Annotated in this window: 19 protein-coding genes; 4 read left to right on the top strand and 15 right to left on the bottom strand. The window is 38.8% G+C overall.

Annotated features, from left to right (window positions below):
* Positions 1-25: 25 nt before the first annotated feature.
* The 9 genes from bamA to rpsB form a co-directional block, all read right to left on the bottom strand.
* The gene (bamA, locus tag Q4489_RS06905; RefSeq protein ID WP_303478389.1) at positions 26-2,494 is read right to left on the bottom strand and encodes an outer membrane protein assembly factor BamA; all 2,469 of its coding nucleotides are present in this window, start codon (positions 2,492-2,494) and stop codon (positions 26-28) included.
* Positions 2,495-2,523: 29 nt separating this feature from the next.
* On the bottom strand, positions 2,524-3,879 hold the full coding sequence (rseP, locus tag Q4489_RS06900; protein WP_303478388.1) for a sigma E protease regulator RseP: 1,356 nt from the start codon (positions 3,877-3,879) through the stop codon (positions 2,524-2,526).
* A complete protein-coding gene (gene ispC, locus Q4489_RS06895; RefSeq protein ID WP_303478542.1) occupies positions 3,876-5,108 on the bottom strand; it encodes a 1-deoxy-D-xylulose-5-phosphate reductoisomerase in 1,233 nt (410 codons plus the stop codon). Before ispC ends, rseP begins: the two co-directional genes overlap by 4 nt.
* A gap of 9 nt (positions 5,109-5,117) precedes the next feature.
* On the bottom strand, positions 5,118-5,987 hold the full coding sequence (locus tag Q4489_RS06890) for a phosphatidate cytidylyltransferase (protein ID WP_074498430.1): 870 nt from the start codon (positions 5,985-5,987) through the stop codon (positions 5,118-5,120).
* A gap of 32 nt (positions 5,988-6,019) precedes the next feature.
* Positions 6,020-6,790 carry a polyprenyl diphosphate synthase gene (uppS, locus tag Q4489_RS06885; RefSeq protein ID WP_303478540.1) on the bottom strand — a complete coding sequence of 257 codons (771 nt, stop codon included), beginning with the start codon at positions 6,788-6,790 and terminating at the stop codon, positions 6,020-6,022.
* A 59-nt stretch (positions 6,791-6,849) separates the two neighbouring features.
* Positions 6,850-7,407 (bottom strand): ribosome recycling factor, encoded by a 558-nt coding sequence (frr, locus tag Q4489_RS06880; RefSeq protein WP_303478386.1) that lies wholly within the window; start codon positions 7,405-7,407, stop codon positions 6,850-6,852.
* A 24-nt stretch (positions 7,408-7,431) separates the two neighbouring features.
* The gene (gene pyrH, locus Q4489_RS06875; protein ID WP_074498433.1) at positions 7,432-8,172 is read right to left on the bottom strand and encodes a UMP kinase; all 741 of its coding nucleotides are present in this window, start codon (positions 8,170-8,172) and stop codon (positions 7,432-7,434) included.
* Positions 8,173-8,326: 154 nt separating this feature from the next.
* Complete coding sequence (gene tsf, locus Q4489_RS06870) at positions 8,327-9,160, bottom strand: translation elongation factor Ts (protein WP_303478383.1); 834 nt, start codon at positions 9,158-9,160, stop codon at positions 8,327-8,329.
* A 90-nt stretch (positions 9,161-9,250) separates the two neighbouring features.
* A complete protein-coding gene (rpsB, locus tag Q4489_RS06865; RefSeq protein ID WP_074498435.1) occupies positions 9,251-9,979 on the bottom strand; it encodes a 30S ribosomal protein S2 in 729 nt (242 codons plus the stop codon).
* Positions 9,980-10,311: 332 nt separating this feature from the next.
* Between rpsB and Q4489_RS06860 the strand changes: the two genes are divergently transcribed.
* Positions 10,312-10,917 (top strand): hypothetical protein, encoded by a 606-nt coding sequence (locus Q4489_RS06860; protein WP_303478380.1) that lies wholly within the window; start codon positions 10,312-10,314, stop codon positions 10,915-10,917.
* A 79-nt stretch (positions 10,918-10,996) separates the two neighbouring features.
* On the opposite strand, the gene rpsO is transcribed toward Q4489_RS06860, so the two are convergent.
* The 6 genes from rpsO to rimP form a co-directional block, all read right to left on the bottom strand.
* Entirely contained in the window at positions 10,997-11,266 is a 270-nt protein-coding gene (rpsO, locus tag Q4489_RS06855) for a 30S ribosomal protein S15 (RefSeq protein WP_074498437.1), read from the bottom strand.
* A gap of 141 nt (positions 11,267-11,407) precedes the next feature.
* Positions 11,408-12,355, bottom strand: coding sequence for a tRNA pseudouridine(55) synthase TruB (gene truB / locus Q4489_RS06850; protein ID WP_303478377.1), 948 nt, complete (start codon positions 12,353-12,355; stop codon positions 11,408-11,410).
* The gene (gene rbfA, locus Q4489_RS06845; protein ID WP_074498439.1) at positions 12,355-12,747 is read right to left on the bottom strand and encodes a 30S ribosome-binding factor RbfA; all 393 of its coding nucleotides are present in this window, start codon (positions 12,745-12,747) and stop codon (positions 12,355-12,357) included. The genes truB and rbfA overlap by 1 nt, the downstream gene beginning before the upstream one ends.
* A 162-nt stretch (positions 12,748-12,909) precedes the next feature.
* Positions 12,910-15,570, bottom strand: a complete 2,661-nt coding sequence (gene infB, locus Q4489_RS06840) for a translation initiation factor IF-2 (protein WP_303478374.1) — start codon at positions 15,568-15,570, stop codon at positions 12,910-12,912.
* Positions 15,571-15,590: 20 nt separating this feature from the next.
* Complete coding sequence (gene nusA / locus Q4489_RS06835) at positions 15,591-17,084, bottom strand: transcription termination factor NusA (protein ID WP_303478372.1); 1,494 nt, start codon at positions 17,082-17,084, stop codon at positions 15,591-15,593.
* 42 nt (positions 17,085-17,126) lie between these two features.
* Entirely contained in the window at positions 17,127-17,585 is a 459-nt protein-coding gene (rimP, locus tag Q4489_RS06830) for a ribosome maturation factor RimP (protein ID WP_303478370.1), read from the bottom strand.
* Positions 17,586-18,129: 544 nt separating this feature from the next.
* Between rimP and Q4489_RS06825 the strand changes: the two genes are divergently transcribed.
* From Q4489_RS06825 to rsxB, 3 genes are all read left to right on the top strand, one after another.
* Entirely contained in the window at positions 18,130-19,998 is a 1,869-nt protein-coding gene (locus Q4489_RS06825) for an EAL domain-containing protein (protein ID WP_303478369.1), read from the top strand.
* Between the two features lie 272 nt (positions 19,999-20,270).
* Positions 20,271-20,852, top strand: coding sequence for an electron transport complex subunit RsxA (gene rsxA / locus Q4489_RS06820; protein ID WP_074498444.1), 582 nt, complete (start codon positions 20,271-20,273; stop codon positions 20,850-20,852).
* Complete coding sequence (rsxB, locus tag Q4489_RS06815; RefSeq protein WP_303478366.1) at positions 20,852-21,406, top strand: electron transport complex subunit RsxB; 555 nt, start codon at positions 20,852-20,854, stop codon at positions 21,404-21,406. Before rsxA ends, rsxB begins: the two co-directional genes overlap by 1 nt.
* The last annotated feature ends 10 nt before the right edge of the window (positions 21,407-21,416 follow it).

The following is a 21,416-nucleotide window of genomic DNA, read 5'->3' as shown; positions in this document are numbered from 1 at the left end:
TTTTATATAAGGTTTAAAATTTCGTTTAAAAGGTTTTGCCAATATTAAAGTTAAAGAATTTAGTATCATCGCCTTCTTCTTCTTTAAGGGTTTTAGCAAAACTAAAAATCATCGGCCCCATGGGCGACAACCATTGTATAGATAAACCACCAGATGCTCTAAAGCGTCCGACATCTGAATAATCATCTACTTTTACCAATTCTCGCGCTGCTAAGTCTTGATAATCGTTCATATCAAACTCAGTGTTCCATACATTACCTGCATCAATGAAGAAGCTTGTTCTTACACTGTTAGCAAAGCCTTCATCTAAGAATGGCGTAGGAACAATTAATTCAATCCCTGCTAATGCAATGGCATTACCACCAACTGAACGTTGTGATACGTCAATTACATCATGATCAGGCCCTAAACAGCAACCTCCGCCGCCAACTGGATCAGGCGTACCTGGAATTGAAGTAGGATACCTAAATATTGCGCGAGGACCAACAATGTTAGTTTCAAAACCACGTAAGGTATCTGAACCACCACCCGCTCTAAAATTCTCCCAGAACGGTAACATTTGATCACTACCGTTTATCGTATCATAACCATTACCGTAACCTAAATTTAAGCTTGTTTTAAAGCTCCAACCACGTGCGATTGGGAAATACCACTTAGTATCTAAATTAATTTTAAAATAATTAGTATCAGAGTTAGGCGTTGTCATTTTATACGATAAGGTTTGTTGCGACCCTGCTGTTGGGAACGTACCACGGTTTAATGTAGAACGAGAAATAGCAGCGGTAATATCAAAGTTATCAAATGCTAAGCCTGCATCAGGGTCACTTGGATCAGAATACAACTCATAAAAACGTTGAATTTGTTCATAAGTTTGTAATCGAGTAATACCGTTATGCTTATAACCTAAACCGAAGTTTAAACGTACATATTCATTAATAGGGAAACCAAAATTTACCCCTAGGCCATAAGTTTTATTGTTGTATTCAACCAAGTTTGCACTACCCGCATCAAACTCATTGTAAAACAAGGTTCCACCAAGTGAGATAGCATCCGTAGTAAAATAAGGATCTGTATAAGAAATACTAACAGCACGAGAGTAGCTTACGGTATTAATATTGAATGCTAAACGGTTACCTGTACCTAAAAAGTTATTTTGCTGAATACCTGCATTTAAGCTTAGTTTTGTGGCTGAGCCATAACCAATACCGGCAGTAAACGAGCCCGAAGGTTGTTCTTTAACACTAAAGTTAACATCAACTAAATCATCTTCTTCAGGTAATTGTACAGTTTCAAATTCGACCTCTTCCATATATGGAAGTCGCATTAACCATGCTTTTGAATTTTCTACCAATGCATTTGATAACCATGCACCTTCCATTTGACGCATTTCACGACGTAATACGCGGTCAGCAGTAACGTTATTACCTGAAAAGTTAATGCGATTTACGTAAATACGTTTACCAGGGTCAACAGAAATAGTGAGTTTAACTGTTTTGTCTTCTTCGTTGATCTCTGGGATCGTGGTTACTTTAGGATAAGCGTAACCGAAACGTCCGAGAAATTTACTGATTGTTTCTTCGGTGTAAGTAACTTCAGCACCGTTATACAATTTTTCAGCCCGTAAAGGGTTAATCGCACGAATAGTTTTTTCAAAACCAGCCATATCGCCGATAAAATCTACTTCGCTGACTGTATACTGCTCACCTTCCGTGACATTGAGCGTGATATATACAGCTTTCTTGTCAGGTGTCATTGATACTTGAGTAGAATCAACGCGATATTGAAGGTAACCGCGATCTAAGTAATAACTTTCGATCGTTTCCATATCACCTTGTAGTTTCTGCTTTTGATAACGATCTTGCGCCATGAAATCCCACCAGGGAGAATCATAGGTTAATTCTATTCGTTCAAGTAATTGATCATCAGTAAAAACATCATTACCCACAACATTAATGCGTTGTATAGCAGCGGCATCACCTTCAGTGAAAACAAACTTCAAGTTAACACGGTTGCGAGGTAAATGCGTAATTTCTGCTTTTACATCAGCATTATATTTACCAACACCGTGATAAAAGTCTTCTAAGCCCGATTCTAAGTTAGTGATAACTGTTCGATCTAGTGTTTCACCAACGCGAATGTCTTGCCCTTCTAGACTTTCAACAAGCTGTTCTTCTTTCAGATCACTATTACCTTCAAAAGTAATTTCACTGATAGTTTCACGCTCACGAACTCTAAAGATGACACGTTTACCATTACGATAAACAGAAATATCATTAAAGTGCCCTGACTTATATAAAGACTTTATCGATTGTGAGATACGAAATTCATTTAATGTATCACCAACATTAAAAGGTATATGTGTTAACGCTGCACCTAGTGCTACACGTTGTAACCCTTTTACTTGAATGTCTTCTACTTGGAATTCTTCCGCTGCTTGAGCGTTTGTACCTGTGGCAGCTAACATTACCGCAAAGGCTATTTTTTTCATCATCATAAAAACTAAACTTAACTACTTATTGTTATTTATAACCGCGATAAATCGTTAAAAAGAGCGATACTCATCAAGCCCAATATGGCTAGTGTACCAAATTTAAAACCTATTTCTTGTACTTTTTCTGATACCGGCTTACCCGTTAAAAGCTCTATAAAGTAATAAACTAAATGTCCGCCATCAAGTACTGGAACCGGTAAAATGTTAATTATGCCTAAATTAATACTAATTAGCGCTAAAAAGCCTAAAAAATAAACAAAACCATAACCTGCATGATCACCAGCACCTTGAGCTATTGCTATCGGACCGCTTAAATTCTTGACTGATACATCACCCGTCAATAATTTACCTATCATATCAAAACTTAGTGTCACAAGTTGCCATGTTTTTACTAAACTTTGCGTTAAAGCGTCAAATATACCGTACGATATCTCTATTTGATACGCTTTTGGATAAGGATCAACCTTTGGCGCTAAACCTAAATAACCAACCGTTTTACCATTTACGTCTCTTGCCTGAGGCGTAACGTCAATAGTAAGCAATTTACCGGCACGTTCTACGTCAAGCACGATGGTTTGATTAGGGTAGCTTTTAATTAGTTCCGTAAATTTATGCCAATTGTCTTTAATTTTTTCATTTTCAATCGCAAGTATTTGATCTGACTCTTGTAAACCTGCTTTCTCAGCCGGACTATTTTCCGCAACTAGCGCAATCTCAGTATAAGTTTTCGGCATAAATGGTCGTAAACCGATACTTTCTATTGCTGATTGCTTTTCTGGTGAAAACTGCCAATCGGTGGTATTTAATTGGTATTCTCTTACTGAGGCACTATCGCTTGATCGTGTTTTAATAGCAATTGTTTCTTCACCCATATTAGCAATTAATGCTAAATTTACTGCTTGCCAATCAATTGTGTGTTGTCCAGCCACTTCTACTATTTCACTATTAGGCGTTAACAATGCCTGTTCAGCAATGGATGATGGCGTTATTTGCCCAATCACGGGCTTTACACTTGGCATACCAAGAATAAACATTAAATAAAAAGCGACAATTGCAAAAAGAAAGTTGGCTAATGGCCCAGCAGCAACAATCGCAATTCGTTGATAAACTGTTTTACTATTAAAAGTGGCATGTTTATCTGCATCAGCAACGTCATCCACACGCTCATCTAGCATTTTTACATAACCGCCGAGAGGGATCATTGCAATAACAAACTCAGTGCCGTGTTTGTCATAGGTTCGCCATAAGGGTTTGCCGAAACCGATAGCAAATCGATGTACTTTCACGCCGTTTTTACGCGCAACCCAAAAGTGGCCATATTCATGAACGGTAATTAAAATGCCTAATGCCACGATAAAAGACAAAAGATTCCATAAAAATTCAATCATGAATTATTTACCTTCTTTTTGTCGTTACCAGCTTTCGTTATGATTAACACTTGTTTTTTGGCAAACTCACGAACGAGTAAATCCAATGCCACAACCTCTTCAATTGATTCTACCTGTTGTGAGACAAAATTTTTCACACAAGTTTCATTTATTTTGTAAATATCGGTAAATTTAATTTCCTGGGCTAAAAATGCAGACACTGCAACTTCATTTGCAGCATTTAATGCGGTGCAAGCGCCTTGCCCATATTTGCACGCTTCTATCGCTAACTTCAAATTAGGATAGCGCTCATAATCTGGCTGTTCAAAATCAAACGATGGGGTGCTAAAAAAATCTAACGGCTCAACGCCCGCGTCAATTCTATCGGGAAAGGCTAATGCATGCGCAATGGGTGTACGCATGTCTGGATTACCCATCTGCGCGATAACTGAGCCATCTTTATATTGCACCATAGAATGAATGGTACTTTGCGGATGCAATACCACTTGGATATCGTCAGGAGAAACATTAAATAACCATTTTGCTTCGATAAATTCCAATCCTTTATTCATCATCGTGGCCGAGTCGACAGAAATTTTCTTCCCCATGTCCCAATTAGGATGAGTACATGCTTGTTCAGGCGTAACATGTTGAAGTTTGGCTTTATCGAGCGTTCTAAAGGGCCCACCAGAGCCGGTAAGCAACACCTTACTTACGCCATTTTGCTTAAGTTGACACTGACCTATCGCTTGTTGTTCATTGGAGGGTAAACATTGAAATATTGCATTATGTTCACTATCAATTGGTAACAATTGCGCTTGTGAGTTATTAAGAGCATCAATAAAAATTTGTCCCGAGGTGACTAACGCTTCTTTATTCGCTAGCAATACGCGCTTTCCGGCTTTAACCGCTGAAAGTGTTGGTAATAATCCAGAAGCACCAACAATGGCAGCCATCACTGTGTCAACACTTTCACAGCCAGCAATGTCAACAAGTGCATCATGACCGCTATTGACATGAATATGTTCGAGTGAAACTTTTGCTAGTTGAGCTTTTAAGTCGGCAGCAGCAGTAGGATCTACCATAACGACTTTTTTAGGAAGAAACTGTTGGCACTGCTCTAGCATCAAAGCAACATTACTATTAGCAGATAAAGACACAACATTGAACAGGGTTTTATGACGCTTAATAACATCAAGCGTATTCGTGCCAATAGAGCCCGTTGAACCTAAAATTGAAACGTTACGTATCATATAACTTTAAGACCATCCAAAAAACGCGTAACACAGAGCAAATATTGGGGCTGTTGCCGTTAAGCTGTCAATACGATCAAGTACGCCACCGTGACCGGGTAAAATAGAACCACTGTCTTTAATGCCAGCTTGTCGTTTAAACATACTTTCATTCAAATCGCCAAGCACTGAAATTGTTGTGATCAAGGCAGTAACACCAATAGCCGTTAAATATTGTTTACTTTGCCAATCCAAGAAATATCCTGCTATTGCAATTAATATACAAGCAAAAATAACACCGCCAATAAAACCTTCCATCGTTTTACCAGGGCTCACGTTGGGCATTAATTTATGTTTACCAATTGACTTACCAACAAAATAAGCACCGATATCAGCAGCCCATACCATCAAAAATAAAAACATAATCAATTGTGCACCGTGATATGGGTCATCTTGATAATGGTTTGTTCTTAACACCATAAATGCAAGCCATGTAGGTACAAGTGTTAACCAACCGAATAAACCTCGCACTGAGCGATGACTTGACCAAAATTTACTACACCGAGGGTATAAAAATGTTAGCGTTGCAGATAAAAGCCACCACACTACAGCTAGCCACAATAAATAACTGACATGTTGATTTAACACCATGGGATCTTGCCATAACGCAAACAAAGGTATTTGATACCATAATAAGGAAATTAACGTAACAGTGGCCACAACGAACGCCAAACGCCGACGGTTGTTTTTAAAGCCCATTAAAGGCCCCCACTCCCACGCTCCTATGGCCATCACCACCATAATGAAATAAGCAAAATGTTCCAGCGACATATAAAAAATAGCCCAAATTGCTAATGGGGCTAATGCCAAAGCTGTAATAATACGTTTTAATAACAAAAGATAACCCTTATATATGTAATTGTTGGTTGTTATCTGTTTTCCTTAACTTGGTCACCCGTTTGACCAAAGCGCCTTTCTCGGCCACTAAAGCTTGCTAAAGCTTCACAAAAAGCCTGTTCTTGAAAGTCAGGCCATAAAATATCGGTAAAATAAAACTCGGCATATGCTGCTTGCCATAATAAGAAATTACTGATCCTGTAATCACCACCGGTTCTGACTAGTAGGTCAAGCTCAGGCAAGCCAGCTAAGCTTGTATATTGATCAACGCTTGACTCAGTTATGTCTTGAGCATCGATATTACCCTGCTGAACTTCAATTGCGAGTTTTTGGGCCGCTTGGGTAATATCCCAACGCCCTCCATAATTTGCCGCCACCGACAATACCATGGCATCGTTATGATGTGTTAGTTTTTCTGCAGCAGTAATTTTCTCTTGTAAAGAGGATGAAAACTTTGATGTGTCGCCAATGACTTGAAACCGGATATTGTTTTTATGTAGCTTCTTAACTTCACGCGTTAACACTAACATAAATAAATCCATTAATACGCCTACTTCCTGTTCCGGACGACGCCAATTTTCACTACTGAAAGCAAACAAGGTTAAGGCTTTCACGCCTTGTTTTCTCGCGGTAGAAACCACAGCACGAACCGATTCGACGCCATTTTTATGACCCACAACACGTGATTTACCACGTTGTTGCGCCCATCTACCATTGCCGTCCATGATGATGGCAACATGTTGAGGGATAAGATCTATATTGTCAGCATTTAATGATTGTGACACAAAAACTCCATTGACAATCAACAAGATATAAAAAACGCCGCAGTGGTAGCTGCGACGTTATTACATGCTATTAGGCGTTAAATTTCCATTAACTCAGCTTCTTTATCAGCAAGAATTTCATCTACTTGCTTGATATAAATATCTGTAATTTTTTGCACTTCATCTTCTGACTGGTGCATTTCATCATCACTAATTTCTTTTTCTTTATTAAGTGATTTAATGTCCGAATTTGCATCACGGCGGATATTACGAATCGCAATTTTACCGTTTTCACCTTCGCCTTTGACCACTTTCACTAAGTCTTTACGACGTTCTTCTGTCAATGGCGGTAAAGGAATTCGAATTAATGTACCTTGTGATGAAGGGTTTAATCCTAGATCAGAAGACATAATTGCTTTTTCTACCGCTGATATCATGCTTTTATCAAAAACAGTTACCGCAATAGTACGAGCATCAGGCACAGAAACATTACCTACTTGATTGAGTGGCGTATCAACGCCGTAATACTCAATAGTAATATTATCTAAAAGTGAAGCATGAGCACGGCCCGTTCTTACTTTATTTAGGCTATTTTTAAGTGAATCAATGCTTTTTTTCATGCGCTCTTGCGCATCTTGTTTGATTTCTTCAATCACGTTGATAATCCTTACGTTTTACAATTATGCTAAGTTTTCTGCATGATCTATGATGGTACCTTCTTCGTTCCCCATGATCACTGCTTTCAACGCACCTGGTTTATTCATGTTAAAAACACGCAAAGGCATACTGTGGTCTCTTGCCAAAGTAAATGCCGCCAAGTCCATTACTTTTAATTCTTTTTCTAATACTTCTTGGTACGTTAAATGTTTATAGAGTTCTGCTTCAGGATTTTTTACTGGATCATCCGAAAAAATGCCATCAACCTTTGTTGCTTTTAAAACAACATCAGCTTCTATTTCAATGCCTCTAAGACAGGCAGCAGAATCAGTTGTAAAAAACGGATTTCCTGTACCAGCACTGAAAATAACCACGCGACCAGACTTTAGTAAACTAATTGCCTCAGCCCAGTTATACGTATCACATACGCCTGCTAAATCAATTGCTGACATTAAACGCGCATTAACAAAAGCACGATGAAGCGCATCACGCATCGCTAATCCGTTCATGACTGTTGCTAACATACCCATTTGGTCACCAACGACTCGGTTCATCCCTGCCTCTGCAAGGCCAGCACCACGAAATAAGTTTCCGCCACCAATAACAAGCCCAACTTGTATATCCATTTCAACAAGTTCTTTAATTTCTTGTGCCATACGATCCAATATTTTAGGATCGATACCGAATCCTTCATCGCCCATTAAGGCTTCACCACTGAGTTTTAATAGGATGCGACGATATGTTGGTTTAGGATTGGTGCTCATATAAAAAACATTCCTGTGTTGATGTAATGCTAATATAGCAGATAAAAAAATAGCCACGGTTTTATGACCGCGGCTATTTTAATACGTTTAGCGAACTATCGGAAGTCTAAATAATAAAAAGAGTGTTTTCACTCAATTATTAGCCAACTTTCGATTAAGATTTAGCCGCTGCAATTTGTGCTTCAACTTCAGCAGCAAAATCTTCTTCTTTTCTTTCAATACCTTCACCTACTTCTAAGCGAATGAATGAAGAAACAGAAACGCCTTTCTCTTTTAATACGTCGCCAACTGTACGCTTAGGTTCCATAATGAAAGCTTGACCAGTAAGTGAGATTTCACCGGTAAATTTCTTCATACGGCCTGTAACCATCTTTTCAGCGATTTCAGCAGGCTTACCTTCGTTCATTGCGATGTCGATTTGAATCGCTTTTTCTTTCTCTACAACTTCAGCTGGTACATCTTCTGGGTTAACATACTCAGGCTTAGAAGCAGCAACATGCATTGCAACATGCTTAAGTGATTCAGCATCACCTTCACCCGCTACAACAACACCAATTTTTGCGCCATGCTTATAAGAGGCAGAAGCACCGTCAACATAAGCAACACGACGTACATTGATATTTTCACCAATTTTAGCAACAAGTGCGATACGCTTTTCTTCAAATTGTGCTTGTAACTCTTCAATTGAAGGCTTAGAAGCAGCAGCTGTATCAACAACTTCATTAGCAAATGCTAAGAAATTTTCATCTTTTGCAACGAAATCAGTTTGACAGTTAACTTCAACTAAAGCGCCGTCTTTGATCATGATTTGACCTTCAGCAGCGATGTTACCTGCTTTTTTAGCAGCCTTCGCTTGACCTGATTTACGCATGTTTTCAATTGCTAAATCGATATCGCCGTCTGTTTCTTGTAAGGCTTTCTTACAATCCATCATACCAGCGCCAGTACGTTCACGTAATTCTTTAACTAGAGCAGCAGTAATTGCCATGAGTTAATTCCTCAAAATTCGAATAAGTTTTAACAGATTGCCACAACAGCATGACGCTATTATGGCAACTGACATGTGTTGAAAAGTGAATTATTCAGCTTCTACGAAGCCGTCTTTTTCAGCTTGAACAGCGATGTTTTGCTCACGGCCTTCTAATACTGCATTAGCTGCAGAATCAGTGTAAAGCGTTACTGCACGAATGGCGTCATCGTTACCAGGAACAATGTAATCGATACCGTCTGGGTTAGAGTTAGTATCAACAATTGAGATAACTGGAATACCTAGGTTGTTTGCTTCTTTAACAGCAATGTGCTCGTGATCAGCATCAATCATGAAAATAGCGTCTGGTAAGCCGCCCATGTTTTTGATACCACCAAGGCTTTTCTCAAGCTTTTCCATTTCACGAGTACGCATTAATGCTTCTTTCTTTGTTAATGCTTCGAAAGTACCATCAGTGCTTTGTGACTCAAGATCTTTTAAGCGCTTGATTGATTGACGAACTGTTTTCCAGTTAGTCAACATACCACCTAACCAACGGTGGTTAACGTAGAATTGGTCACACTTAATTGCAGCATCTTTAATTGCTTCACTTGCAGCACGCTTAGTACCAACAAATAATACCTTACCTTTTTTCGATGAAACACCAGATAAGAAAGATAAAGCTTCGTTGAACATAGGAACTGTTTGCTCTAAGTTGATAATATGAACTTTATCACGAGCACCAAAAATGTAAGATTTCATTTTTGGGTTCCAGTAGCGAGTTTTGTGACCGAAGTGAACACCTGCTTTAAGCATGTCACGCATTGATACGTTTGGCATAATATTTTCCTTTTGGGGTTAAGCGTTCATACACCCAATATATTCGACGCGAAAATCGCGCACCCCGATATATCTTTGCTAGATGTATGTGAGTTTAAATAGTAGGCATTCATTATTGAATACCTCGTTATTGTAAAACCAACACAGCAACAATTTACTTGTAGATTGTGTCAGTTTTAGCGGCGCACTTTATACCACAAAGCAGAATATTTGAACAGAACTTTTTATTTTCATCGTTATGTTTTTCCCTTTTATAAAGAGATAACGGATGCAAATTTACGCTATTCGCGATAAAATTAGTGTATTCTTACACTCAGGTTTTTAGTTTAACTATGTCCGCAGAAATTTTCTTTATTTATGACAGCCATTGCCCATGGAGCTATGCTGCCAGCCCTTTACTTGCCGAAATCGCAAAAGCCCGCAATGACATTACTATTCATACTTTACACTGTGCTTATTATCATGGTGACCACACTATAGATGCATCAATTTTGAAAGATATAGAGTCACTATCAACAGTAACCTTTAGTGATGCGTATAAGCAACAATGTGAACAAAAACAAGACTCAACACTAGTGGCGAACTTAATGAGCTGGGTAGAACAAAAAGCACAAGGAAAGGCGTTAAATTTATTAGCTAACCTTCAAGAACAGCATTTTAAACATGGTAATTTGCTTATCACTGAAAAAGATGTTGAAAAAACCATTGAACAATTAAAGTTATCGCCCCCAGCAAAAAGCCTTAAAGCGAGCAAACTGTGTAAAGAAGCTGAATATGCCATTGGTGATATCGAAGAAATTCAACAAATTATTGGTACTCAAGCAATTCCTGCTTTGTTATTAGCAGTAGATGATGAGTTAATACTTTTGAACCATAACTTGTATATAGGTCAGCCCAAGAAAATTGTTGATGCCATTGCATTAGAATTAGGCGAATAAAACCTATTGATGTAATTTTTGTGTTCGTCAAAAAGTAAAAAAGGAGCCATTGGCTCCTTTTTTGTTAAGTCAGCATCGATTAACGACGTAGACCTAATTTAGCGATTAATGCTGAATAACGCTCAACATTTTTGCCTTTTAAGTAATCAAGTAACTTACGACGTTGGCTAACCATGCGTAATAAACCACGACGAGAGTGGTGATCATGGATGTGCTCTTTGAAGTGACCTTGTAAGTGGTTGATTTGAGTTGTTAACAAAGCAACTTGAACTTCCGGTGAACCTGTATCACCTTCTTTTGTTGCGTATTCAGCAACGATAGCTGCTTTTTGCTCTACTGATAAAGACATAGTTTATACCTTAAATTAGTGTTTAAAAATCGCGTCAAGCCGAACACTAAACCAGCAAGACGTTCTAAAAGAGCGCGTATTCTACCAATAACCATTAACTTTGCAATATTTATTCGCGCTAAACCACATTGCTATTCGCAGTTAAGTTGGCTCTACAACGGTAATTCGCTTTGGCGCAACTAAGCCATTATCATCGATAACACCTACACCAATAAATTCAGGTTCATTGTTATTATCAATATAAACTTGCACTACGCCATCACTCGGTGCATTTGCTGCTTGCACAGGGTTTCCCCTTCTCAAAAAAGCCGCACTCATATCATCAACAGATACTGAGGGTAAATTAACCACTGCTGTATTCATCGGTAATAATAATGGGTCAAGTAATGATGATGGCGAAATCTCTTGCTCTTTAGCTTCTGCTAATAGTGTTTCAAGCTGCGCCAATGTAACCATTTTATCACGAGGATAACTGCCAACACTTACACGCCTAAGCGCACTTACATGTGCACCACAACCTAACAGTTCGCCAAAGTCATCAACAATAGTACGAATATACGTACCTTTTGATACATGTATTTCTAGATCTACTTCATCACCTTCAATACGTAATACTTCTAGGTTAAACACTTCTATTTCACGCGACTCTCGCGGTACTTCTATGCCTTCGCGTGCATATTTATAAAGGGGCTGACCTTGATATTTCAATGCTGAATACATTGACGGTATTTGCTGCGTTTTGCCACGAAAGCTATCAAGCGCTGTTAAAATCTGTGCTTCACTAACATTAACCGGCTTTTCTGAAACAATGTCACCATCAATATCACTGGTTGTAGTTCTAACACCAAGTTTTGCGGTAACTTGATAGGTTTTGTCTGTATCTAAGAGAAACTGAGAAAACTTAGTCGCCTCTCCTAAACAAATCGGCAACATGCCTGTTGCTAACGGATCAAGCGCACCTGTATGCCCAGCTTTCTGTGCAAAATAAATGTGTTTGACGTTTTGTAATGCTTTATTCGATGAAATATCATAAGGCTTATCAAGTAATACAATACCGTTGACCGGCCTTCCTTTTCTTCTTTTTGCCATTACTCATCATCACCTTTATGCTTTGACTTTCGCTGCTCATCGTCAGCAACAGCCTGATCAACAAGCGAGGACATACGTACACCTTCAACCATTGATTTGTCATATACAAATCGTAATTCAGGCATAATTCTCGCTTTAATGCGTTTTGCTAATAAGCTCCGAATAAAACCCGATGCTTCATTTAGAAGTGCAATAGACTGCTCAGCATCTTGCCCTTCCAGTGTAAAAAAGGTCACGTAAATCTTGGCATAGGCAAGATCACGGGTAACTTCAACTGCATTGACCGTTACCATGCCTAAACGTGGATCTTTTACTTCACGTTGAATGATCATTGCCACTTCTTTTTGAATTTCCTGACCTACGCGATCAGTGCGTGAGAAATCTCTACTCATAGAAACCCCGATTCAATATAAACTCTTATGAAATCAAAACGGGGGCAAAGCCCCCATTTCATTAAACTATTTTTTAACTCTGTCAAAATCTAGTTGTGCGTTATTGTTCTACCCTAAATGTTAAATCAACTTAAAGATAAGAGAGAACAATATTATTAAACACTACAAGCTACGTTGTACTTCAACGATTTCAAATACTTCGATTTGATCGCCTACTTTAACGTCATTATAGTTCTTAACGCCGATACCACACTCAGTACCTTTTCTCACTTCTTGTACGTCATCTTTAAAGCGTCTTAATGATTCTAGCTCACCTTCGTAAATTACAACGTTTTCACGAAGTACACGAATTGGATTATTACGCTTGATAAGACCTTCTGTCACCATACAACCAGCGATAGCACCAATTTTTGGTGATTTAAATACGTCACGTACTTCAGCAAGACCAATAATTTCTTGTTTAAATTCTGGCGCAAGTAAACCACTCATTGCTTGTTTAACTTCATCGATTAAGTGGTAAATTACACTGTAATAGCGTAAATCAACCCCTTCCGTTTCGATGACTTTGCGTGCCGATGCGTCAGCACGTACGTTAAAACCAACAACAATCGCATTAGACGCTGCTGCTAATGAAGCATCAGTTTCCGTAATACCACCAACACCAGAACCAATGATTTTCACTTTCACTTCTGTTGTTGAAAGCTTAACTAACGCATCAGAAATCGCTTCAAGTGAACCTTGAACGTCAGATTTAAGTACTACGTTAACTTCAGAAACTTCACCTTCGGCCATGTCAGTAAACATGTTTTCAAGTTTCGCTTTTTGCTGACGCGCTAACTTAACATCACGGAATTTACCTTGACGATACAACGCAACTTCACGTGCTTTTTTCTCATCTTTAACAACAGTTGCTTCATCACCTGATTGCGGTACACCCGAAAGACCTAAAATCTCAACCGGGATAGAAGGACCAGCTTCAGTAATTTGACGACCTAGCTCATCACGCATTGCACGAACTCGACCATACTCTAAACCACAAAGCACAATATCACCTTGTTTTAGCGTACCTTCTTGTACAAGAACGGTTGCAACTGGACCACGACCTTTATCAAGTTTAGATTCAACAACTACACCGCTTGCCATTTTATCAACAACAGCCGTTAACTCTAATACTTCTGATTGAAGCAAAATTGAGTCTAAAAGCTCATCAATACCTAAGCCCGTTTTAGCTGATACATGAACAAACTGTACATCACCACCCCAGTCTTCTGGGATAACATCATGTTGAGAAAGCTCAGTTTTCACACGGTCTGGATCAGCTGATTCTTTATCCATTTTATTCACTGCGATAACAATCGGAGCTTCTGCTGCTTTCGCATGCTGAATAGCTTCAATAGTTTGTGGCATAACACCATCATCAGCAGCAACAACAATAATAACAATATCAGTTGCTTTAGCACCACGAGAACGCATAGCCGTAAACGCTGCGTGACCTGGGGTATCTAAAAAGGTGATCATGCCACCATCAGTTTCAACGTGGTATGCACCAATGTGCTGTGTAATACCACCCGCTTCGCCTGCTGCAACTTTTGCTTCACGAATGTGGTCAAGTAACGATGTTTTACCATGGTCAACGTGACCCATAATGGTAACGACTGGTGCGCGAGTTTGTGCTTCACCTATGTCACCACGATCAGAAAGTACCGCTTCTTCTAGCGCATTCTCTTTCACGAGTACCACATCATGACCCATTTCTTCAGCAACTAATGCTGCAGTTTCCTGGTCGATCACTTGGTTAATTGTTGCCATAGCGCCCATTTTGAACATTACTTTAACAACTTCTGCGCCTTTAACGGCCATTTTATTAGCAAGCTCTGCTACTGAAAGCGTTTCACCAATACGAACTTCTTTTGTTTTAGCTTCTACAGGTTTCTGGAAACCATGCTTTAAACTTTGCGGAGCAGATAAGGTTTTCTTCTTACCTTTGCCATGTGCTACAGGCTTATCATCTTTTTTCGCTTTTTTCTTCTTGCGACGACGACCTGTTTCTTCCTGTGCATCTACGGCATCTTCTGCTTCTTGCGCATAAACAGATGAAGTAACGTGAACAACATCATTTTCATGTTTTTTACGTTCTTCTTCTTCCGCTTTCCAGCGAGCTTCGTTTTCTTCAGCCAGTTTACGTGCTGCTTCGGCTGCTGCTTTTGCTTCAGCTTCGGCTTTATCAGCAGCTTCTTTTTCAGCGGCTTCACGTAGTTTACGCGCTTCTTCACTTTCAACAGGTGCTGCTGGTTTGACTTTTTCAATTTGCTCAGCTTTCGCTTTAGTCGCTTCCTTGGCTTTACGTTCAGCTTCAGCTTTAGCCTTTGCTTTCGCTTCTGCTTCGACTTTCGCTCTTGCTTCTGCTTTCGCTTTTAATTCAGCTTCGGCTCTTGCTTTCGCTTCCGCTTCTTCTTTTGCTCTTGCTTCTGCTAAAGCTTTTTCTTCAGCTTCTTTTTCAGCTTGAGCTTGTTGTTCTTCAACATCACTGCGCTTAACGTAGGTACGCTTTTTACGCACTTCTACTTGTACAGACTTAGCTTTGCTTCCTGAGCCTAACACTAACGTAGATTTTTTCTTACGGTTTAGTGTCATTTTGCTTGGCGCAGCGCCTGTGTCGTCACCATGCTGTTTACGCAAGTGATCAAGTAATGATTCTTTCTCTTGTTGTGAAATTTCGTCAACCGACGATTTCTCAATACCAATATCAGATAACTGGCTTACCAATCTTTCGACAGGTGCACCTATTTCTTTGGCAAGTTCTTCTACTGTTACAGATGCCATCTATATAGTTCTCCCGGCGATTATTCTTCGTTAAACCAACAAATATTACGAGCTGCCATAATTAGCTCGCCTGCTGTCTTTTCATCAAGCTCTTCTATATCAGAAATATCATCTACCCCTTGCTCTGCTAAATCTTCTAGCGTAATAACGCCTCGACTTGCGAAAACAAATGCTAGGTGACGATCTAACCCTTCAAGGTTAAGAAGATCTTCTGCTGGTTCTGCATTTTCTAATGATTCTTCACTTGCTAAAGCTTGTGTGGTTAATGCGGCTTTAGCGCGGTCTCTTAACTCTTCAACAATATCTTCGTTCATGCCGTCTATTTCTAACAATTCAGACGTTGGAACATACGCAATTTCTTCAAGAGATGTAAAACCTTCTTCAGCTAATAACGTGGCAAAATCTTCATCAATGTCTAATTTCTCAGTGAATAGATTTAACACTTTATCGTTTTCAGCTTGGTGCTTCTCGTTCATATCGTCAACAGTCATCACGTTGAGTTCCCAACCAGTTAGGTTGCTCGCTAAACGTACATTTTGACCATTACGACCAATTGCCATTGCTAAATTACCTTCTTCAACAGCAATATCCATTGTGCGTTTGTCTTCATCTACAATGATTGACGCTACTTCAGCAGGTGCCATTGCGTTGATAACAAACTGAGCAGGGTTATCGTCAAATAAAACGATATCTACACGCTCCCCACCTAATTCTCCAGAAACAGCTTGTACTCGTGATCCTCGCATACCAACACAAGCACCAACAGGATCAATTCGCTTATCATTTGACTTAACAGCGATTTTCGCACGTGAACCTGGGTCACGCGCTGCACCACGAATTTCCAGCATTTCTTCACCTATTTCAGGCACTTCAACACGGAATAATTCAATTAGCATTTCTGGCTTCGTACGTGAAACAAATAATTGTGCGCCGCGTGCTTCTGGCTTAATAGCGTATAATAAGCCTCGAACACGGTCTCCCGGACGAAATACTTCACGCGGTAATAAGTCATCACGGTAAATTACCGCTTCAGCATTATTACCTAGATCAAGAATCACACTGTCACGGTTCGCTTTTTTAACAACCCCTGTGATTAACTCACCAACTTGATCTTGATATGAATCTACAATCAAAGCACGTTCAGCTTCACGTACTTTTTGAACAATAACTTGCTTTGCTGTTTGTGTAGTAATACGGTCGAATTTAATTGACTCGATCTGCTCTTCAACGTAGTCGCCTAGTTGAGTTTCAGGTTCGTCATACTGTGCTGCAGATAGACTCATTTCAGCGTATGGGTTTTCCGCTTCTTGAGTGTCTTCAATCACTAACCAGCGTCTAAACGTATCAAATTCACCCGATTTACGATCGATAGCAACTCGAACAACAATATCACCTTCATATTTCTTTTTCGTTGCAGTTTCTAGCGCAGTTTCCATTGCCTCAAAAATGCTCTCACGAGGTAATGCTTTTTCATTAGAAACGGCATCTACAACTAGTAATACTTCCTTACTCATGCTTTTTAGCCTATATGTTAATCGTTATCGTTTAAATTGTTGTTAATCAAATCGCGGAACTAAGTTACCTTTATCAATATTACTATAGATAATGTCATAACTCTCACCGTCTACCACAACAACCAAAGTGTCATTTTCAATTTTTTCCAATATGCCTTTGAATTTTCTACGTCCGTTTAGTGGCATAGTTAACTTAATATTTACGGTTTCACCGATTATCGCTTGATAATGAGCCAGTGAAAATAATGGACGATCAAGCCCTGGAGAAGATACTTCGAGGCTATATTCAGTGCTGATTGGATCTTCAACATCCAATATTGCGCCAACTGAATGACTGACTTCCGCACAATCATCAACAACAATGCCATTTTCGTGATCAATGAACACACGAAGTACAGAGTGTTTCCCTGCACTTACAAACTCAACTCCCAGTAGCTCTTTACCTACAGCTTCTACTGCTGGGCGTAACATTTCTGTTAAGTTGTCTTCAAATTTAGCCAATCAACTTCTCCAATTTCTTTTCATCCAGATATAAAAAAAGGGCTTAAAGCCCAGCGATAAATCATGCTGTATTATACCTTACAACAGATATAAAAAAACCCCATATAGGGGCCATATTCACCGAAGCCCGCTATTGTTAACACTACAAAAGCTGTTAACTAACACATCAATAACGACAATGGATAACGCCATTAATCGCCTTCAGTGATTGATATGTCAAAAAAGATGGGCAGATTATATAGATATAGCGATGGTTTCGCAAGTGACTTATCAGCTAAACTGCGATAAAACTCTATTATCCTAAAGAAGAGAAATTGATTTTATACAATCTAGGGTACACAATAAGAATTAGTGGAATAAATTAATGGAATTACAATGCGTTAGTATTGTTAAGTTTTTCGTGTTATAACGATGAACATAATAATAATTTTTAAGCTAACCAGTTGTCTTTTACAAAGTTATTTTAACACTACGGTGGTGTTTTAGCGGTTAACTCATGAATGCAAAACTGGCGAGCATATAGCTGTTATATTTAAGGGTTAAAATGTTTACGTTTTCTCAGATTATTTCTCGCAATATTGCTTATGCATTACTGTTTAATATTATCGTATTAGCAGTGACTTTTTTTATCGCGAAACAACAAGTAGCAGAAAAGCAGCATCAACACGGCATTACACTTTCTGTTTTATTTAAACAGTCGTCGGAAACAACCTTTGAGCAAGTTGCACAATCTTTACTTCGTAATCAACAACTTTCATATTTAAAAATAACCAATAATGAAGGCGTTATTTTTCAGCATTCAGCGTCATTATCTTGGCTTGATAATCTTTTGGCAAGCCAACATGAGACGATAGCAGTTCAAAGCAATCAATATCGCATCGAATATGCTGTAAACCCTCAATCTGAAACCAAGGTGTTTTTCAGCTTTGCGTTGATTTTATTAATTAGTTCATTTTTGCTAGCGCTTATCGCGGCGAAATTAAGCATCAAACGTTTTGGTGAAATCATTCAACGTATTAATAAACAAATCAATCAAGACTTAAACCACGCGATAGGCAATACAGAAGTACAAGAACAAACCATAAAGTTTGACTTACCTGAACTAGATGCAGGTATTGATGAAATTAAAAAGCAAATATCTACCCACATGGATGACACTAAGGCATTAGAAAGTGATGCCTATATTGACCGTATTACTCAGCTCGAAAACCGCAACCGCTTTGTTCAGTACTTTGAATTAGAACACCAGCACATAGAATTTGGTGTACTCACCATTACCCGATGCAGTGAGCTACAAACCATAAACCAAATTCATGGTTATCATGAGGGTGATAATTACATCGCGAAAGTTGCTGACATTATTAAAAATAGCCTTTCAAGTTATAAAGGGGCAAAAATCTTTAGGCTTAACAGTTCTGATTTTGCTTGTGTCTTGCCAAATACCACCATGAGAGAAGCGGAAAATTTTGCTGACAATATTTCCAGTAAATTTAATGATTTTCAACTGTCTTCAGACTTAGATTCTGTGGCTTATACTGGCTTAGTCACTTTTACGCAAGATAACCCGTTGGGCGAACTTTTAGCGTTAGCAGATACGGCGATTAGTGTAGCTCAAACACAGCAAATTAATGCTTGGTATGCACAAACAGATACCGATATTTTAAACAGTGATAGTGCTAGCTATGGCAATCAAAATTGGCGTCAAGAAATAGAAAGTGTACTTGAAAATCAACGGGTAACTTTACTGGTTCAACCCATTAAACCTAACACCAGAACCACTAAGATGTATGGTGAGTTTCTAGCACGTTTTCTCAACTCTTCTAATGAAATGTTACCAACGGCTTCATTTATCGCAATGGCTGAAAAGCTAGATAAGATAGTAGAAGTAGATCGCATGATCATTGAGCAAGCAATCACGTTGATCGGGCAAAAAAACCTTGTCGATCAAAATTTTGGCATAAACATTAGCCCACGAAGCATTAGCGATGAACATTTTTTAATTTGGTTAGAAAGACGTTTGTTGCGTGATCCAAAAATTAGTGCAAGTTTAGTTTTTGAAATTAGTGAATTTGGCTTACAACAAAATATTAAAACAAGTAAGCGTTTTATCGACTTGTTGCATCGCACGGGTGCTAGAGTGACTGTAGAGCGCTTTGGTGTTGGCTTAACCTCGTTTAAATTTTTCCGTGACTTAAAGCCAGATTTTATAAAAATGGACAGCACTTATACTCGCGATATTGATGAAGACAAAAACAACCAATACTTTCTTCGTTTAATGATTGATCTGGCGCATCGATTAAGCATCACCGTGTTAGCAGAAAGTGTCGAAAGCCAAGAAGAAAAATTTACCTTAGAAAAATTATTTATTGATGGCTGTCAAGGTTACTACATAGGCAAACCAGAAAAGATTTAGCTAGGTTAATTTAGCCGTTTGTTTAACAGCATTATCTGAATATCAATAAATGTCATATCACAAAGAGAACACCTTACTGATGGTGTTCTTTTGTGCCTTTTATTTTTGCTTCGCTAAAGGCAAAAACCTTATGATAAACCGACCACTTGATGATAAAGCTAGCAAATCATCAATATTGTTGCATTTGCAATATAACTTTTTACATCGAGCTGTTGTTATCTTTGATAGAAAATCGGATAATACCCTCAATTTTTAAGAACTCCGCATAAAAAATGACTGACTACTTTTTATTATTAGTGGGCACGGTTTTAGTCAATAACTTCGTGCTCGTGAAGTTTCTTGGCCTCTGCCCTTTTATGGGAGTGTCCTCAAAAACTGAAACCGCTATCGGCATGTGTTATGCCACTACATTCGTAATGACGTTAGCATCGTTAATTAGTTATTTAGTGCAAACCTATGTTTTAGAACCGTTATCATTGCAATATTTAACAACGATGACTTTTATCTTGGTTATCGCTGTTGTCGTGCAATTTACTGAAATGGTGGTTCAGAAAACAAGTGCAAACCTTTATCGTTCACTCGGCATATTTCTTCCTTTGATCACTACTAATTGTGCCGTACTTGGTGTTGCCTTGTTAAACATGTATGAAAGCCATAACTTTATTGAATCAATTGTCTATGGTTTTAGTGCCGCTTTAGGGTTTTCTCTTGTGTTAGTGATGTTTTCAGCCATGCGTGAAAAACTTGCAAATGCAGATATACCAAAGCCTTTTAAAGGCTCCGCTATTGCGATGATCACTGCTGGATTAATGTCGCTTGCCTTTATGGGGTTCAGTGGCTTGGTGAAATTTTAATGACCGCTCTTATCGCTATTTTAATTCTAGGGTTGATCGGATTAGCATTCGGTGCGTTGCTTGGTTATGCCTCAATCAAGTTTAAAGTTGAGGGGGATCCTCTTGCTCAGCAAATAGACGAATTATTACCACAAACACAATGTGGGCAATGTGGTTATCCTGGCTGTAAACCTTATGCTGAAGCAGTTGCCAATGGCGAAGCTATCAATAAATGTGCGCCCGGTGGTGATGAAACCATTAAAAAAATTGCTGATTTAATGGGCGTAGAACCTATTGCTATGGATGAAAGTCATGAAGCTGACAATACTCCTAAGGTCGCCTTTATTATTGAAGAAGATTGCATAGGTTGTACAAAGTGTATTCAAGCGTGTCCAGTAGATGCCATTATTGGCGCAACAAAACAAATGCATACCATCATCACAGATGAATGCACCGGTTGTGATTTATGTGTTGCGCCTTGCCCAGTTGATTGTATTGAAATGCGCCCGATCGAAAAAACGACACGTAACTGGCAGTGGGACTTAGAAAGTATTCCCGTAACAGAAGTTAAGTAAAGAGGTTGAT

It is taken from the genome of Thalassotalea sp. 1_MG-2023 (assembly GCF_030546745.1).
GTDB lineage: Bacteria > Pseudomonadota > Gammaproteobacteria > Enterobacterales > Alteromonadaceae > Thalassotalea_C.
Note: the sequence above shows the minus strand (reverse complement) of the source record. Positions and strands in the feature narration are given on the sequence as shown.

What these genes read in the sequence shown, in the direction of transcription:
- bamA (WP_303478389.1), bottom strand. Translation starts at nt 2,494, where the DNA reads ATGATGATGAAAAAAATAGCCTTTGCGGTAATGTTAGCTGCCACAGGT.
- rseP (WP_303478388.1), bottom strand. Translation starts at nt 3,879, where the DNA reads ATGATTGAATTTTTATGGAATCTTTTGTCTTTTATCGTGGCATTAGGC.
- pyrH (WP_074498433.1), bottom strand. Translation starts at nt 8,172, where the DNA reads ATGAGCACCAATCCTAAACCAACATATCGTCGCATCCTATTAAAACTC.
- tsf (WP_303478383.1), bottom strand. Translation starts at nt 9,160, where the DNA reads ATGGCAATTACTGCTGCTCTAGTTAAAGAATTACGTGAACGTACTGGC.
- rpsB (WP_074498435.1), bottom strand. Translation starts at nt 9,979, where the DNA reads ATGCCAAACGTATCAATGCGTGACATGCTTAAAGCAGGTGTTCACTTC.
- Q4489_RS06860 (WP_303478380.1), top strand. Translation starts at nt 10,312, where the DNA reads ATGTCCGCAGAAATTTTCTTTATTTATGACAGCCATTGCCCATGGAGC.
- rpsO (WP_074498437.1), bottom strand. Translation starts at nt 11,266, where the DNA reads ATGTCTTTATCAGTAGAGCAAAAAGCAGCTATCGTTGCTGAATACGCA.
- truB (WP_303478377.1), bottom strand. Translation starts at nt 12,355, where the DNA reads ATGGCAAAAAGAAGAAAAGGAAGGCCGGTCAACGGTATTGTATTACTT.
- rbfA (WP_074498439.1), bottom strand. Translation starts at nt 12,747, where the DNA reads ATGAGTAGAGATTTCTCACGCACTGATCGCGTAGGTCAGGAAATTCAA.
- infB (WP_303478374.1), bottom strand. Translation starts at nt 15,570, where the DNA reads ATGGCATCTGTAACAGTAGAAGAACTTGCCAAAGAAATAGGTGCACCT.
- nusA (WP_303478372.1), bottom strand. Translation starts at nt 17,084, where the DNA reads ATGAGTAAGGAAGTATTACTAGTTGTAGATGCCGTTTCTAATGAAAAA.
- Q4489_RS06825 (WP_303478369.1), top strand. Translation starts at nt 18,130, where the DNA reads ATGTTTACGTTTTCTCAGATTATTTCTCGCAATATTGCTTATGCATTA.
- rsxA (WP_074498444.1), top strand. Translation starts at nt 20,271, where the DNA reads ATGACTGACTACTTTTTATTATTAGTGGGCACGGTTTTAGTCAATAAC.
- rsxB (WP_303478366.1), top strand. Translation starts at nt 20,852, where the DNA reads ATGACCGCTCTTATCGCTATTTTAATTCTAGGGTTGATCGGATTAGCA.